General features: G+C 45.3%; 16 protein-coding genes. 12 read left to right on the top strand and 4 right to left on the bottom strand.

Translation table 11 applies throughout. The features are described from left to right. Positions 1–78 precede the first annotated feature (78 nt). On the top strand, positions 79–1,743 hold the full coding sequence (locus tag R7E38_RS19930; RefSeq protein ID WP_053307270.1) for a diacylglycerol kinase family protein: 1,665 nt from the start codon (positions 79–81) through the stop codon (positions 1,741–1,743). 202 nt (positions 1,744–1,945) lie between these two features. Here R7E38_RS19930 and R7E38_RS19925 read toward each other — a convergent pair whose 3' ends face one another. Both R7E38_RS19925 and R7E38_RS19920 read right to left on the bottom strand, forming a co-directional pair. Next, on the bottom strand, positions 1,946–2,344 hold the full coding sequence (locus R7E38_RS19925; protein ID WP_005379193.1) for a hypothetical protein: 399 nt from the start codon (positions 2,342–2,344) through the stop codon (positions 1,946–1,948). Between the two features lie 148 nt (positions 2,345–2,492). Next, positions 2,493–2,930: a DUF2383 domain-containing protein gene (locus R7E38_RS19920; RefSeq protein ID WP_005379194.1), complete on the bottom strand. Its 438-nt coding sequence runs from the start codon at positions 2,928–2,930 to the stop codon at positions 2,493–2,495. A gap of 361 nt (positions 2,931–3,291) precedes the next feature. Here R7E38_RS19920 and R7E38_RS19915 point away from each other — a divergent pair, with 361 nt between their 5' ends. From R7E38_RS19915 to R7E38_RS19900, 4 genes are read left to right on the top strand one after another with little or no spacing between them, the layout of a single operon-like run. Then, on the top strand, positions 3,292–3,540 hold the full coding sequence (locus R7E38_RS19915; RefSeq protein WP_005379196.1) for a hypothetical protein: 249 nt from the start codon (positions 3,292–3,294) through the stop codon (positions 3,538–3,540). Positions 3,541–3,588: 48 nt separating this feature from the next. Continuing rightward, complete coding sequence (locus R7E38_RS19910; protein WP_005379198.1) at positions 3,589–4,101, top strand: phage holin family protein; 513 nt, start codon at positions 3,589–3,591, stop codon at positions 4,099–4,101. Then, positions 4,091–4,417 carry a hypothetical protein gene (locus tag R7E38_RS19905; RefSeq protein ID WP_005379200.1) on the top strand — a complete coding sequence of 109 codons (327 nt, stop codon included), beginning with the start codon at positions 4,091–4,093 and terminating at the stop codon, positions 4,415–4,417. Before R7E38_RS19910 ends, R7E38_RS19905 begins: the two co-directional genes overlap by 11 nt. 45 nt (positions 4,418–4,462) lie before the next feature. Then, positions 4,463–5,533 (top strand): AI-2E family transporter, encoded by a 1,071-nt coding sequence (locus R7E38_RS19900; protein WP_005379202.1) that lies wholly within the window; start codon positions 4,463–4,465, stop codon positions 5,531–5,533. Between the two features lie 18 nt (positions 5,534–5,551). Here the strand turns inward: R7E38_RS19900 and R7E38_RS19895 are convergent, their stop codons facing one another. Next, on the bottom strand, positions 5,552–7,999 hold the full coding sequence (locus R7E38_RS19895) for an EAL domain-containing protein (RefSeq protein ID WP_158173552.1): 2,448 nt from the start codon (positions 7,997–7,999) through the stop codon (positions 5,552–5,554). A gap of 194 nt (positions 8,000–8,193) precedes the next feature. After that, positions 8,194–9,099: a DMT family transporter gene (locus R7E38_RS19890; protein WP_230238747.1), complete on the bottom strand. Its 906-nt coding sequence runs from the start codon at positions 9,097–9,099 to the stop codon at positions 8,194–8,196. Between the two features lie 168 nt (positions 9,100–9,267). Here R7E38_RS19890 and rmuC point away from each other — a divergent pair, with 168 nt between their 5' ends. The 7 genes from rmuC to tatC all read left to right on the top strand — a co-directional run bounded on the left by rmuC (position 9,268) and on the right by tatC (position 15,456). Beyond that, positions 9,268–10,800 (top strand): DNA recombination protein RmuC, encoded by a 1,533-nt coding sequence (gene rmuC / locus R7E38_RS19885; protein WP_033905890.1) that lies wholly within the window; start codon positions 9,268–9,270, stop codon positions 10,798–10,800. Positions 10,801–10,877: 77 nt separating this feature from the next. Next, the gene (gene ubiE / locus R7E38_RS19880) at positions 10,878–11,657 is read left to right on the top strand and encodes a bifunctional demethylmenaquinone methyltransferase/2-methoxy-6-polyprenyl-1,4-benzoquinol methylase UbiE (protein WP_017635022.1); all 780 of its coding nucleotides are present in this window, start codon (positions 10,878–10,880) and stop codon (positions 11,655–11,657) included. A gap of 11 nt (positions 11,658–11,668) precedes the next feature. After that, complete coding sequence (locus R7E38_RS19875; protein ID WP_005379213.1) at positions 11,669–12,304, top strand: SCP2 domain-containing protein; 636 nt, start codon at positions 11,669–11,671, stop codon at positions 12,302–12,304. Further along, entirely contained in the window at positions 12,301–13,935 is a 1,635-nt protein-coding gene (ubiB, locus tag R7E38_RS19870) for a ubiquinone biosynthesis regulatory protein kinase UbiB (RefSeq protein WP_005379226.1), read from the top strand. The genes R7E38_RS19875 and ubiB overlap by 4 nt, the downstream gene beginning before the upstream one ends. Before the next feature lie 52 nt (positions 13,936–13,987). Continuing rightward, entirely contained in the window at positions 13,988–14,233 is a 246-nt protein-coding gene (gene tatA, locus R7E38_RS19865) for a Sec-independent protein translocase subunit TatA (RefSeq protein WP_005382958.1), read from the top strand. Between the two features lie 3 nt (positions 14,234–14,236). After that, a complete protein-coding gene (gene tatB / locus R7E38_RS19860) occupies positions 14,237–14,635 on the top strand; it encodes a Sec-independent protein translocase protein TatB (protein ID WP_017635021.1) in 399 nt (132 codons plus the stop codon). Positions 14,636–14,703: 68 nt separating this feature from the next. Beyond that, positions 14,704–15,456, top strand: coding sequence for a twin-arginine translocase subunit TatC (tatC, locus tag R7E38_RS19855; protein WP_005379234.1), 753 nt, complete (start codon positions 14,704–14,706; stop codon positions 15,454–15,456). Positions 15,457–15,987 lie beyond the last annotated feature (531 nt).

The following is a 15,987-nucleotide window of genomic DNA, read 5'->3' as shown; positions in this document are numbered from 1 at the left end:
GTTCATGTATCCAAGCTCAATCCCCCGCGTATTCTAACTTCCACTAAAAAGTGCACTCGCTGAAGGCAAGGAGAGCGAATGTTTATCATCAAATATTATATTCTTGGCGCTCTGATCAGTTTATTGGCCGCTATCTATACGCCTCAAATTATCGTTAGTTTGCTGTTCTTATGGATATCGCTTTCTTTAGCGTTGGTCAGCGTAGCCTACGTATTCGACATTCCCTCTATTTTTAGAAAAAACCAAGATGGCAAGATTGTCAGGTGGATTCGCTGGGCATTCATCCCATTTCTATTGGGGGCTAGAGCGTATAACGCCTGGGAAAGACGGCGTGATACAGTGCCTCCAATCCAAAAAGTCAGCGACAATTTATACCTATCTCGCCGTTTGTTTCAGAGTGACTTAGATTTTCTCGAATCCAATGAAATCTCTTGTATTGTCGATGTCACCGCAGAATTTGCAGGCCTTGAAAGTGCGATGACCGACAAGCAGTTTCATTACCTTTCGATTCCGGTACTCGACCACAAAGCCCCAACGCTAGAGCGCCTTCGCCATGCGATTAACTGGATTGATACTCAAATCTCGTGCTCGCGGGCAGTGGTTGTGCATTGTGCGTTAGGGCGTGGTCGTTCAGTGTTTGTTGTGGCGGCGTATTTACTGAGCAAAGACCCGTCACTGACGGTTGAATCCGTGATGAAAAAAATCAATGACGTACGCAGTACCGCGAGATTGAATAAATTACAGATTAGAACGTTACGAGCGATCAGTGAAAAAGGCGTACTAGGGCTGGATCAATCCACTTGGATGGTGGTTAACCCTGTTGCAGGTGGCGGAAAATGGGAGGAAAACGAACAGCACCTGATTCGTGAACTAACCAAAAAATATCGCTTGAGTATTCATCAAACCACCACAAACCTCAGCGCCGAGCAGCTAACACAACAGGCAAAAGAAAGTGGAGCTAAGCAAATCATCGTAGCTGGTGGCGATGGCACAGTAACAGAGGTGGCGAGCCAATTGGTGGATACCGACCTAAAACTCGGTATTGTTCCGCTCGGAACTGCCAATGCGTTATGTCATGTGCTCTATGGCGTTGGCGCAAAATTCTCACCGGTCGAAAAAGCGTGTGAAGCGTTGCTTGGCGGACACTGCCAACGTATTGATACTGCGGAATGTAATCAGCGGCTTATTTTATTGGTCTTAGGCATTGGGCTAGAACAGAAAATGATCGAGCACGCTCAGCGAGAAGAGAAAAATGTTTTTGGACAACTCGCTTACCTCACCGGCTTTTTTAATGCTGTAGTGGCGGAAGAAACGCAAGCTTTAACCGTATCGTTAGACGCTCCAACTGAAGATGGAAACCACGACAAGAATACACAAACGCTTGACGTCCATAGTTTTGTCGTTGCGAATATCGCTCCATTTAGTACGTTGCTTGCCCAAGGTGGTGATGCGCCGCAGCCTGATGATGGCAAGCTGCATATCACATATTTAGATAACACCGAGTCTTTAGGCGGACGTCTTATCGCCTTGTCGGATCTGACATTAACGAGCGTAGGCGCACAGGAAGAATCGACACATTTTCAATACGCGACGGCTCAGAGCGTCACTATTTCTGCGAATAAACCGATTGAATATGTGATTGATGGTGAACTGTATTCTGATGAGCAACTGGCAATCAAGCTGCGTCCAAAGTCATTGAACGTATTTGTTCCAAGCCAGAGACGTAAATCAGCTTCGCTTTAACACAGATAATCCGCGGATAACGCGCCATTTGCTTCGTATTCTACATGGCGCTTTTTCTGTGCTGTTTGATGATTTGGTGTGCGTCGTAAAAAGGCTATCAAGGTCGCTGCGTAGATGCAGCGGCTTTTGTCTATCTGCACCTTTTTATTAGGTTGATTGGGGATGAGGGTTAAACAAAGTGAAGAAAGAAGGGCGAGTATAATTACTCACCCTGAGGTAAGTGCTTTTCAATTTCATCGTTTTCAACTTGTAAAGCAGCTAACCAATAAGAAACAAGTGCGGTTAAGTTGGTGTCGTCAATGGCTCTAAGCAGGGCTTTTAAATCATCTAACAGTAATTTATTCATAAAATGCATTTCTTTGTAATTGCCTAACTCGGCAACGCCGTATTCGGTGGCATTTTCTGCAATGAATTGTTCACCATCTTGATCGAAGAACAGCTTCGCCATCTTTTTGATCATCACTTTTTCTATTTTCACGAATCGATATGCCGCTCTTGCGAGTGTCATATGTGATTGCGGGTTAACGAGAGGCAAACACGTTTGGCGATGGTGTGTCATTTTTACGAGTAGCTCCCTTACTCGATTGTTATCCAATGTCATAGTGACCTCTTTATTTGTGATTATTGTCGTGGGACATTTCTCGTGACGGTTATGTTAATGCGCCTGTGGGCTTGTCAGAAATGGCCAAAGCAAGTTGGCCATTTCTTTGCTCAATACCGAGCTTTATTGCAAGGGCGACCACCAGGTTTTAGCTAATAAGGCTGATGCTGCTGAGTTTTTCTTTGCAACTTTTTATATCGCTACGAACTTTCAGCAGAACCGAGTTATCCGCCTGCTCTGGGTGGGAAGTAATCAAATTCTCAATCTCTTTGAGTACCTTGCTTTCGACACCTTCAAGCTGTTCTAAATACATTGACTCTTTGTCAGAGGACACTTCCTTCATCACGTCGCTGTAGACCTCACGCGCCTTGATGGTGTAGGAAACCGGAGTGTCGTCGGCAGATTCTTCATTGTTACTTGCTAGAGAGTAGGGAGTGAGCTCAATGACTGCACGCTCACGTACTCTGAGCAGTTCTACCAACACATTATTCAAGGAAGTGTTGTCGATGTTCTCGATGGCCTTGTTGTAAATTTCATTTCCGCTTTCGATAAGCTCAATGATTGAGGCGATGTTTTCATTTTTCATATGCCACTCCTTATTTACTGGTGATAGGGGTGTTTGAGTGTATGGAATACAAACACGATGTTTCGTCTTCAGTTGCAGGTTGTATGCCAATGAACTTTAAGTCTTATTAATCAGTGACTTAATATCTTGTTTTGCAATAACTTGCTAACAGTCGGTAAGGCGCTAAGAAAAAATTACAAGAATGGCGGGGAAAGCCTGGAAAGAATTACACGTACAGATACGGCTTTTTATCGAAATAAAAATAAAATCAATAAAAAACAATAGCTTAAAATTCTGGCATGGATATGGCTTTGTAGGGAGTAAGTGAGGTCAAACATTGTTTCACTTGATTCACTATTCAACTCATTAATGGAGGCTAGTTATGGCTACTACAAAAGAAAGCACAGTAAAACCTCAAGAGCAGTTAGAAGAAGCATATCACTTAGCGGAACAAGCCACGACGGAAGCCGTTGGCGCGATGAAAGACCAAGCCAAAGAGAAGCTGGATGTCGGTGCACAGCAAGTTCAGCAGGCGACTAAGTCGGCAGAAAATGTAATCAAGGAGCGCCCATTGCTGAGCATAGGCTGTGCCTTCCTTGCTGGTTGGGCGGTTTCGAAGCTGATCAAATAATAGTGGTCACCAAGGATTAAGCCACACAACAGAAAGGCGAGGCTTCACATGAATAACTCAGGGCAAGTTACCAATCAGCAATCAGGCTCGGCGGCTTCAGACAGCGGCCGAGCCCCTGATGGGGCAGAAGAACAGGATATCCAACAAACCATTAATGGTTTGAGCAGCATTCTTGCGCAATTGGACCAACTGACGAAATCGCTAAAAGCATGGTCAGGTTCAACGTTGGATTTGTTCCTCTTGGAGATGAAAGTTAACGTGTCCGCAGTGCGTCAGATTTTGCTGTGTACCGTTGTTTTTACCCTATTGTCGGTATTGTTCGTATTCAGTTTGTGCCTTGCCTCTGGGGTGGTGGCTTATCAGTTAACTGCCAACGTATATGTTGCCGTGGGTGTATTTATCACATCATTAGGCTTGGCATTATTTGCTTTAGCCTGGTGGCAGAAGCGTTTAGTTGGATTTCTTGGATTCAAAAATACGACAGAACAATTACAGGAGGGGTGGGATGCGCTCGCTACAAAAGCTCAATCGAGCCATGCGGATCAAGCGGATGGAAGGTAAAGCGTCTCTAGAGCAATGCTGTTTGTCGATGGAAATGTTCACGTTTACCACCAAGAAGTTTGTGAGAGAAAACCCTTGGACGACATTAGGCATTAGTGCTGTCGTTGCCGTTACCGCAGCAAAAGCAGGTCGATTGTCTCGACTGACTTCTTCTATTTCGTCAATGGGGCTATTGGTTAGCAGCGTGTCTGATATTACCGATTCGCTCACAAAGCCGGTCGCGGCAGCTTCTCTGGATGAGTCAGATGCGGAGCAAAATGGAAATGCAGCAACACAAGTAAGCAACGCTGCGACGACAGAGGGCGAACCACTCTAATAGCGGATTTCACCGCAAAATTTTCTTACCGATTCTGAGCTTATTATGACAGCGAAATTGAACATTCCTGCCAACACTGCGATTGGTGCAACGCTTCTCGTCCTGTTACTCGTCCCAGGGCTGTATTTTGCCAAGCCAATATTGTTACCTATTGTGCTTAGCACCTTTATTTCTCTGCTGTGCAGCCCTTTCATTAATTATCTTGAAGACAAAGGTTTACCACGTGCTATTACCGTCGTGTTGACGCTGTCATTCCTCGTTGGCGCCTCAATTATTGGTCTTGCCGCCATGTCGGAGCCCGCCAAGCAATGGTGGTCTGAGCTGCCCAGTATCGTGAAAAATGTGTCGCAAGAAGTAAGCGAAGTTACTAAAGCTTCGGCTGATCACCTTAATACTCCATTGAATATCGCCAACGATATGAGTATGGATGAGGTCGGGAACAACACCGTATTTTCTTTGGTAAAAACGCTCGCGACCACTACGCCGACGATTTTGACACAAGCGATGATCGTGCTGTTTATGGTTTACTTTATGCTCAATCATGGACGAAGCTTATTTCGAAAGTCAGTGTCTTACTTACATGGGTTCGCCAAACAGCGCCAAGCGATTGAGTTGGTCAAAGCGCTACAGAAAGACCTATCTCGATACATTGGCACCATCACGTTGGTGAATGCGGGACTTGGGTTGAGTGTTGGGGCCGTGTTTTTTGTTCTAGGCCTTGAAGATCCATTTCTATGGGGCGCATTTGCAGGCGTGATGAATTTTGCGCCGTACCTCGGCCCTGTCATATCCATGGTGAGCTTTGGCTTTGTTGCTTATCTTCAGTTGGAGTCGGTCAGTTTTATGCTGACGGTGGTGTCTATCTATTTACTGCTCAATTTGATTGAAAGTCAGTTTGTTACACCAACACTATTGGGGAAAAGGTTTAACTTAAACCCGTTAGTGATTTTTGTTTGGCTTGTTTTTTGGGGCTGGCTTTGGGGCGGAATGGGGCTATTGATCGGTGTGCCGTTGCTGGTTTGTATCAATATTTTGGTTGATCGTCTAGAGCTATGCCAATCAACCCAAAATCAAGCAAAACAAATCACCTCCGCGGACGTGGCACCGCGAGAGTGACTTGAGGAGCAAGCTGGTTCAACGAAACAGTTTTTCAGCGCTCACTGGCTGACTAAATAAATATCCCTGACCATAAATACAGCCTTTTTCGAATAAATAATCGGCTTGTTCCCGAGTTTCTATCCCTTCCGCGACGACTTTCAACGACAGCGTTTTTCCCATGGCAATAATGGCATTCACAATCGCGTTGCTGTCGCTATTACTTGGGACATCACTGACAAATGAGCGGTCAATTTTCAGTTTGTTGATTGGCAAACCTTTCAAGTAAGACAAAGACGAATAGCCAGTTCCAAAGTCATCCAGAGAAATCTCAATACCCAGCTCTCGTAATTGATTTAACGATGCAATGGCTTGTTGAGGGTCGATCAGTAAAAAGCTCTCTGTGATCTCCAAATCTAACCGTTGGGCAGGGTATCCGGTGTTATCGAGGATAGTACTTAATCGCTGAATGAAATTTGACTGCTGAAGCTGCAACGCAGAAACATTGACGGCGATTTTGCCAAACTCGATGCCCTGGTCTAGCCAAGCATTACCTTGCAAACAAGCTTGTTGTAACACCCACTCACCAATGCTTTGAATCAGCCCTGTTTTTTCTGCAATTGGAATAAAGTCTGCTGGTGGTACAAGGCCAAACTCTGGATGCTGCCAGCGTAATAAAGCTTCCACGCCGACAATCGTATTTTGTTCCAAGTTGTATTGCGGTTGGAATTCTAACCGGAGTTGTTGTTTTTCTATTGCTTGATGCAAAGCGGATTGAATGCGTACATGGGATACGGATTTATCGGTCAAATCCGGTGAGTAAAACGCGTAGCCGTTGCGTCCATTTTTCTTCGCTAAGTACATCGCAGTGTCTGCGTTTTTCAGTAAGGTTTCACTGTCTTGACCGTCTCTTGGGTACAAGGCAATACCAATACTGGTCGAAACACGAAGTGAGTCGTGATTTGCCAAGTCGAATGGTTGCTGGAATACGCTTAGAATATCGCCGACGGTTTCCAGTAAGGCAACATCACTATGGATGTCTGGCAAAATAATCACAAATTCATCGCCGCCAATGCGAGCCACATGCGCATTGAGGTGAAGCACATCTTGCAGACGAATCGCTAACTTAGACAGCAATTGGTCACCACAGAAATGGCCCATGCTATCGTTGATGTGTTTGAAATGGTCGATATCTAAGAATAGGGTGGCAAACGTCTGCTGGTTTTTGTGTCCGGTTTCGATGTGTTGCTCAAGTAAGCTGAGTAAATGGGTTCGATTAGGTAGATTGGTTAATGGATCGTAAAAAGCCATGCGTTGTAGCTTTTCTTCGTGTGCCTTACGCACAGAGATATCTTCAAACACACAAATGTAGTTAATAAGGTGGTTTTTATCGTCCATTACGGCGCTAATGGTCGCTAATTGCGGATAAATGCTGCCATCTTTCTTTCTGTTGATGAATTCGCCTTTCCATTGGCCTTTGTTTTCGAGTTGATGCCACAACTGTTGATAGAAACCTTGATCATGATGGCCTGAGCGCAGAATTCGTGGGTTTTTTCCTATCACCTCTTCAGAGCGGTAACCTGTAATTTGGGTAAAAGCCGTGTTTACATCAATGATGTTGGCATTGCGGTCTGTAATGACCATGCCTTCTTGCGAATTGTTGAAAATTTGGGACGCTAAGGAGAGCTGCGTTTCTACCATTTTTCGGCGGGTGATGTTACGTGTCATCCCCAGAATGCCGATTAAGTTTCCCGCATGATCACGGACAGGAGACTTAATGGTTTCTAGCCAAGTGGGGTTATTGTTTTCATCAATTTGACGGCATTCTTCAACAATATTTTGCGTGCCAGTGGCTACCACCAATTTATCGGCATCAATGAATTTTTCCGCACGTTCATGGCTAAACAGGGCAAAATCGTCTTTGCCAATGATTTCACTGTTGGTTTTTTGCCACGCATTTTCTACGCTTCGATTGGTCATCGAATAAAGACCATCCATGCCTTTTATCCATACGTGGTCTTCAAGGCAGTCGATAAACTCTTGTAGTGTTGGTGTTGGCTTTATTTCCGCGCTTTGATGTCGCGTTTGTTCTTGCTGACAGTGCAAGTTGATATCAAAGCTGATCCGCCCCGCGATTGCGCTTAGCCATGCCGAAACAACCGTTGATTGATCATTAGGGTGAGTCAGTGTCAGTACGGCAAGCAATTCGCCATTAGGTAGCCAAATCGGTCCAATGCTCAAGGTTTGCTCTTCAAAGGGGGTATGGCTAACTGTAAAATCTGTCGGCGTAAAGTGATCGACAACTTGCGTTATCACATCGACGATAGCACGATGATTTTGGGTTGAGGTGGACACCTCAGTCGATAGCCACTGCTGAGTATCGCTCAGAGTATAAAGCTGTCCCTGAGCTTGAGTTACATTACAGCATTGTCGCAGAACGTGTTGCCAGTCTGCCATCAAAGGCGAAGGAATAGCGAAGCGAAACATAATTAATAACGAGTCCTAAATCGCCCAAAGGTAATTATATTAGAATCTAGCGTAAGCTATTGGGCTTTGTGAGTATCGTATCCAACGCGTAGCTAAATCCTAGCAGCGTAAAGTGCTTTCTATCATTAAAATGTTATCTATATCTCTTTTTTATCCAACTTATTGCATTGTTTTTTAGGGCTTTGGATAGGTGATTAAGAAGCGTTTACCGCTTTGGTTTTCTTGCCCCATGAGACTTGCTGAATGACTAAGCCACTGATGATCAATACCAGGCCAATCAAGGTTGAAGGGTGAATTTCTTCGCCGATGATGGTAGCTAACAACATGAGTGAGATAAATGGAGAAGCAAAGATCAGATTACTGATACGCGCGGTGTTTTGCGTTGATTTGAGTGCGCTCAGCCACAAAACGAAAGTGATCCCCATTTCAAACAGTCCGACATACGTCACCGCTGCCCAGCCTTTAGCTGAGATTGCCTGCCAGCTCGCACCTTCATAAAGACTTAAACCAATGGCGAATGGAATAGCGACCAAAAAGCCGAGCAGAACGCCAACCACAGGGTCGGCCTTATTTTTGGTATTTAAAATCCAGTAACCGGCCCACAGCAGCGTTGATAGCAGCGCAAGACCAACACCCAACGGGCTCTCAAATTCCATGCCTAAAAGATTGCCTTGTGTGGCAATCACTATCACGCCGACATAACTAAAACCGCAAGCCAGCCAGTCCTTACCACGGATCTTTTGTCCTAAGAAAACAGCAGCCATTAGCGTTAAGGTGATGGCCCAGCTGTAGTTGATCGCTTGAGCCTGAGATGCGGGCAGCAAGTCATATGCTTTGAACAGAATAACGTAATACGCCAAAGGGTTAATCAACCCAAGCAGTAGGTAATACCAAGGGTTTGAGAAAAATGTAGCGCTTAGCTGGCCCAGTTTACCTTGCACACCACAGATTACTGTTAGCGCAATCGCAGAGATGATGCTGGCAATACATAGCATTTGAATCGGCGTAAATTCTGCCAACGTGAGTTTAAATGCGGTTGCAACGGTAGACCAAAGTAATACTGCTGAGAGCCCAAATCCTAGGGCGCGACGCTCGTTCATGATGCCTCTGCGTGATGATGTGCCGCTCGGTTTGGATAATTTGAGCGGAAGAAAGAATATTATAGGAAGGCCTAGTGTATGCGAGGATTTTTCATCCAACAAACTGGACATTTATCCAGTGTCTAAATACCATTGTTATAGATACAAAACACAGGCTAACTCGCTATTATGCAATGGATTCTTGAGTACCAATCTCTCATTCTCTCTTCTCTTTGTGCTGCCACGCTTAGTGGTGTCGCTGCCGGTTGGTGGGTGAAACAGCGTTTTATCACCCAAACTCAGCTTCTCGAGCAACAACTTTTTTCAGAAAAACAGCTTCATCAACAGCAACTTGAACAGGTCAAGCAAAGCCTTGCCGATGCCCAGCAAGAGTTGGATGAATTAGATGATGAGCGCGATAAAGCCGCGTTTGAAGTACGCCAAACACATGGAAAGCTGATGGCAGCAATGGAAAAACTGCGTTACTTCGAGGCCGTAAAGCAAGAGCGCCAGCAATACTTTGATGAGCTTGGTCAAATGCGTGAACACAAATCACGTCTAGAAACGCAGCTGCGTGAACAGCAAGCTCGCCATGAGCAAATTAACCAAGCTAATGCCGAAAAACTGCAAATTTTAGAACAAGCGGAAGCACGCTTGAAACAACAATTTGAGCACTTGGCCAACCAATTGTTTGAAGAAAAAACCGCGAAGGTCGATTTGCAAAACCGTCAGAGTTTAGAAGGCTTGTTGTCACCGCTTAGAGAACAGTTAGAAGGGTTCAAAAAGCACGTTAATGACAGCTTTAGCCAAGAAGCTAAAGAGCGCCATACCCTAGTGCATGAGCTGAAAAACCTGCAACGTTTGAACGAGCAAATGACGCGCGAAGCGGTTAATTTGACCCAAGCGTTGAAAGGGGACAACAAACAGCAAGGTAACTGGGGCGAAGTGGTGCTCGCTAGGGTACTTGCCGAATCTGGCTTGCGTGAAGGGCACGAATATCAGACTCAGGTGAACTTACAAAATGAAGCAGGCAAGCGTTACCAACCTGATGTCATTGTGCATCTCCCACAAAACAAACAAGTGGTTGTGGATTCTAAAATGGCGCTGGTTGCCTATGAGCGCTACTTCAACGCCGAAACTGATGCTGAGCGCGATCAGGCTTTGAATGCGCACTTAGCTGCTCTACGTGCACATATCAAAGGGTTAAGCATGAAGGACTACCACAAACTCAAAGGTATTCAGAGTTTGGACTATGTTCTGATGTTTATCCCGGTTGAGCCGGCGTTCCAAGTCGCGATTCAAGCCGATCCAAGTTTGATCAAAGACGCGATGGAGCAAAACATCATTTTGGTGAGCCCAACAACGTTGCTGGTGGCACTGCGCACCATTGATAATCTATGGCGCAATGAACGCCAAAATGAAAACGCCAAAATGATTGCGCAGCGTGCGACAAAACTCTACGACAAATTACGATTGTTTGTAGACGACATGGAGGGGCTCGGCGGTGCGCTGGATAAGGCGAATCAAAGCTATCAAGGTGCGATGAACAAGCTTGCCACAGGGCGCGGAAATGTGATTCGCCAAGCCGAAAGCTTTAAACACTTGGGAGTTGAAATTAAACGACCGATTTCTTCCGACCTCGCGCAGTTAGCGCAGAGTGATGCATTTTCAGAAAATGACCCGTTAGTAGAAAGACATCCGGCTGAGGATAAAGTAAACTAATCGCCCGCAGTGCAGTGGGCGATTTTATTTGTCAACAAACGCCCCGTAGAGGAAAGCGCTGCCTAAGAGGAATTAGAATGACGGACACAAGTTTGCAATCCAATACAGCGTTAGAGAATGAAACCACTCACTTTGGTTTCTCTACAGTGGCAAAAGACGAAAAAGTGACTAAGGTTGCCGAAGTATTCCACTCCGTGGCAACAAAATACGACATCATGAATGACCTGATGTCAGGTGGTATTCACCGCCTTTGGAAGCGCTTCACTATCGATTGTAGTGGCGCTCGCCCTGGCCAACGTATTCTTGACCTAGGTGGTGGTACGGGGGATTTGACGGCGAAATTCTCGCGCATTGTTGGCGATGAAGGCCATGTCATCCTTGCCGATATCAATAACTCAATGCTTAACGTTGGTCGCGATAAACTGCGTGATAACGGTATTGTGGGTAACGTGCATTACGTTCAAGCCAACGCAGAAGAACTGCCGTTCCCAGATGATTATTTTGATGTCATCACCATCAGTTTTTGTTTGCGTAATGTGACTGACAAAGACAAAGCGCTTCGTTCAATGTTCCGCGTACTGAAGCCAGGCGGCCGTCTATTGGTGTTGGAATTTTCAAAACCAGTGCTAGAGCCGTTATCGAAAGTATACGACGCATATTCATTCCACTTGTTGCCGAGAATCGGTGAGCTAGTTGCGAATGACTCAGAGAGTTACCGCTACCTAGCGGAGTCAATCCGTATGCATCCAGACCAAGAAACGCTGGAAGGCATGATGCAAGAAGCAGGTTTTGAAAACACCAAATACTACAACTTAACTGGTGGTATTGTGGCTTTGCATCGCGGTTATAAATTCTAAGGGTTAACGGCATGCCATTTGAACCACTTATCACCGCTGTGATTGAAACGTCACTGAATACACTGATCAAAGACGACCCTGCATTGGGCCGTCGTTTAGCGCGTCTAAAAGGTCAAGTTATTCAAGTTCACCTGAAAGAGATCAATAAAACACTGACATTCGTTTTTAGTCAGCAAATTGATGTGCTCGGTCATTACGAAGGGCAGCCTAACTGCTATCTATCGCTCAACTTGAGTGTGTTACCAGAGCTGCGCGATCAGGCCAACATCACTCGTCTTATTAAACAAGATAAACTTGAACTCGAAGGCGATATTCAATTGGCGCAGAAATTCTCTCAGTTGATGGTGGATTGCAAACCAGATGTTGAAGAGTGGTTGTCTCGCGTGACTGGCGATGTCGCCGCACATACCTTTGTGCAAGGTTCAAAAAACATCGGCAACTTTCTTGCGTCTCAAGCAGAAAAACACCAGCGTCATCTTGCGCAAGTAGTGACTGAAGAATGGAAACTGGCTCCCGCTCCGTTAGAAGTGGCCTATTTCTGCGACCAAGTTGATGAGGTTCGCAGCCAGGCTTCTCGCATTGAAGCTCGTTTAACGGCTTTGCTGAATAAGCTGGATGCAGATAAGCCTGCATTGGAGAAACCATGACGCCAGCAGAACTAAAGCGCTTATACCACATCGCCAAAGTACAACTGGAATACGGCTTAGATGAGCTGCTTCCCGATCACCAACTGACCAAAGCTCCGCTTTTACTGCGCAAAAGCTTGTTTTGGATTAAGAACAAGCACCCAGAAAAACCACTCGGTGAACGTCTGCGTTTAGCACTGCAAGAGCTGGGGCCGGTTTGGATTAAGTTCGGTCAGATGATGTCGACGCGCCGTGACTTATTTCCTCCGCATATCGCTGATCCCCTAGCTTTACTTCAAGACCAAGTCGCTCCTTTTGATGGCGAGTTGGCAAAAAAGCAGATGGAGCAAGCATTAGGTGGTCCGTTAGAAAAATGGTTTACCGAGTTTGATATCAAACCACTGGCGTCTGCGTCGATTGCTCAGGTACATACTGCGCGCATAAAAGACACTAACCAAGAAGTGGTATTAAAGGTTATCCGCCCAGATATTCGCCCAGTCATTGATTCAGATCTAAAACTGATGCACCGAATGGCGCGTATAGTCGCCGGAGCGATGCCTGAAGCACGTCGTTTAAAACCAGTTGAAGTCGTGCGTGAGTACGAGAAAACCCTGCTTGATGAACTCGACTTGCGACGTGAGGCGGCGAATGCCATTCAGTTGCGCCGCAACTTTGAGGGCAGCGAAGAATTGTATGTTCCTGAAGTTTTTCCCGACTTCAGTAATGAAACTGTCATGGTTTCTGAGCGAATATATGGCATTCAAGTCTCTGATATTGAAGGCTTGAAAGCAAATGGCACCAATATGAAATTGCTCGCGGAACGCGGTGTGAGTGTGTTCTTCACTCAGGTGTTCCGAGACAGCTTTTTCCATGCCGATATGCATCCGGGTAATGTGTTCGTCAAACCCGAACATCCAGAGAACCCAATGTGGATAGGGCTAGATTGCGGAATCGTTGGTACACTTAATAGCGAAGACAAGCGTTATCTGGCAGAAAACTTCCTGGCGTTTTTCAATCGTGACTACCGCCGAGTGGCGGAGTTACATGTGGATTCAGGGTGGGTGCCTGCGGATACCAATGTCGATGAGTTTGAGTTCGCGATTCGCATTGTGTGTGAGCCTATTTTTGCTAAGCCATTGTGCGAAATCTCCTTTGGTCATGTGTTGTTGAATTTGTTCAACACGGCACGTCGATTCAATATGGAGGTTCAGCCACAGCTTGTACTGTTGCAAAAAACGCTGTTGTACGTGGAGGGGCTTGGTAGGCAGCTATATCCTCAACTCGATTTGTGGGAGACCGCAAAACCATTCCTGGAGGAATGGATGATGAATCAAGTTGGGCCGCAAGCTCTAGTGAATGCGATTAAAGACCGCGCACCATTTTGGGCAGAGAAATTACCTGAACTGCCAGAGCTACTTTACGATAGCCTGAAACAAGGTAAAGCGATGAATCAACGTATGGATCAGCTTTATCAAGGGTATCGCCAGAGCAAGCGTCAGCAGGCGACAGGAAAGTTTTTGTTTGGCGTTGGCGCGACTTTAGTCGTATGCTCGGCAATATTGGTGAACGATGCTTTTGAGCAGCTTTCGTTGGCCTGCGGTATCGCAGGTGTCACATTTTGGCTGCTTAGTTGGCGAGCTTATCGTCAATAGACGTTAAACTCTTGAAATATTTTTGTTTGTTTAAAGACCCGAGGTAAAGAGAATGGGTGGTATCAGTGTTTGGCAACTTCTAATCATTGCTGTAATTGTTGTATTGCTATTCGGAACAAAGAAACTACGCGGTATCGGTGGCGATCTGGGTGGTGCCGTTAAGGGCTTCAAAAAAGCGATGAGCGAAGATGAACCTGCGAAAAATGACAAAGACGCAGACTTCGAACCAAAAAGTCTAGAAGAGCAGCAGAAAAAAGAAGCTGCTCCTGAAACGAAAAAAGACAAAGAGCAGGCGTAAAACGTGTTTGATATCGGTTTTTGGGAACTGGTATTAATATCTGTTGTTGGTCTGGTCGTTCTTGGGCCGGAGCGTTTGCCTCATGCTATTCGCAGCGTGTCTCGCTTTATCGGTGCCGCTAAGAGTATGGCAAATAGCGTCAAAGACGAATTGTCACACGAGCTGAAAGTCCAAGAGCTGCAAGAAAACTTGCGCAAAGCAGAACAAATGGGGATGGATGATTTGTCCCCTGAGTTGAAATCTTCAGTTGAAGAGTTGAAGAAGGCAGCGCAATCTGTAAATCGTCCTTACGCAAAGAACACCGATTCAGAGGCTGAGCCTGTAAAAACAGAGCCAGCAGTCGAAGAGGCCGTGAAAGCGCAAGAGAGCAAGGTTACAGCGGCAGATAAGAAAGCCGAATAGTCTCATTAGGAGGAGCTACTAGTGATTGGTAGCTCCTTTTTGATCTGGTTTTTAATAAGAGGTTTGCCATGTCTACCGTCGAGCAGACACAACCTTTAATTAGTCATTTGTTGGAGCTTCGCAACCGACTACTGCGTTCAATCCTCGCAGTGTTGGTCGTGTTTGTCGGACTAATTTATTTCTCTAACCACATTTACGAGTTTGTTTCCGCACCTTTAGTAGAACGTCTACCTGAAGGCGCGACCATGATTGCTACGGATGTAGCGTCACCTTTTTTTACGCCACTTAAGCTGACGTTAATTGCTTCGGTATTTATTGCGGTGCCGTTTATCTTGTATCAAGTGTGGGCATTTGTAGCGCCAGGTTTGTACAAGCATGAACGTCGATTGATCATGCCACTGCTGTTCTCTAGTTCGCTATTGTTCTACTGTGGAGTGGCATTTGCCTACTTCGTGGTATTTCCATTGGTGTTTGGCTTCTTTACCGCCATCTCTCTTGGTGGAGTAGAGTTTGCAACTGATATCTCGAGTTATCTCGACTTTGTGCTGGCGCTATTTATGGCGTTTGGTATCGCATTCGAGGTGCCTGTTGCGATTATTTTGTTGTGTTGGACTGGGGCCACTACACCAGAAGATTTAAGACAGAAACGTCCTTATATTATAGTGGCTGCGTTTGTCGTAGGTATGGTGTTAACGCCACCAGACATGATCTCGCAAACCTTACTCGCTATTCCGATGTGTTTACTGTTTGAAGTCGGTTTGTTCTTCGCGCGTTTTTATACTCGTCGAAGCGAAGAAGTAGAAGCGGAAACCGAAGAATAAGGCTAATCTAGATGTGAAAAGCGGCTCAATTGAGCCGCTTTTTTTTGCGGTTGGTTTTTTCTTGGGCTAATTACTTAACTTTCCTGACGTAACCACATTTTGTGCATACGTATACTTCCTTGATGCCCAGCAGCTTTTGAAAAAAACTGCGCGGTACGCGTTGTAAGTAAGCACCATGTGTACACACTTCAACTTCCATATTCATGCTGTTTTACATTTGTGCTAATTAATGGGCGTAAATCAGTATAGAAAAATAATGTGTCGAGTTGTCGACAGTTTTGCAAAGCGGACGAAGTAAAGTGACGATATGAGAAGTAAGTAGAGTTGCTAGTTAATTATTATGTTTATCAATAATTTTGTATGGATTGTTCTACTATTTCAACGGGTTGAATCGTTCATTCAATAGTTTAGGTGATAAAAAAGCGACGTTGATTTCGTCGCTTTTTTCAATTCTCGTGTGCCGTCCTAAATAAGGTTGACACTTTCCACCCCCAAAATTGGAGAGTGTTATGAAATCAACAACTAAAAGAA

It is taken from the genome of Vibrio sp. Vb2131, from assembly GCF_033338535.1.
In the GTDB taxonomy this organism is placed as follows: Bacteria; Pseudomonadota; Gammaproteobacteria; order Enterobacterales; family Vibrionaceae; genus Vibrio; species Vibrio alginolyticus.
Note: the sequence above shows the minus strand (reverse complement) of the source record. Positions and strands in the feature narration are given on the sequence as shown.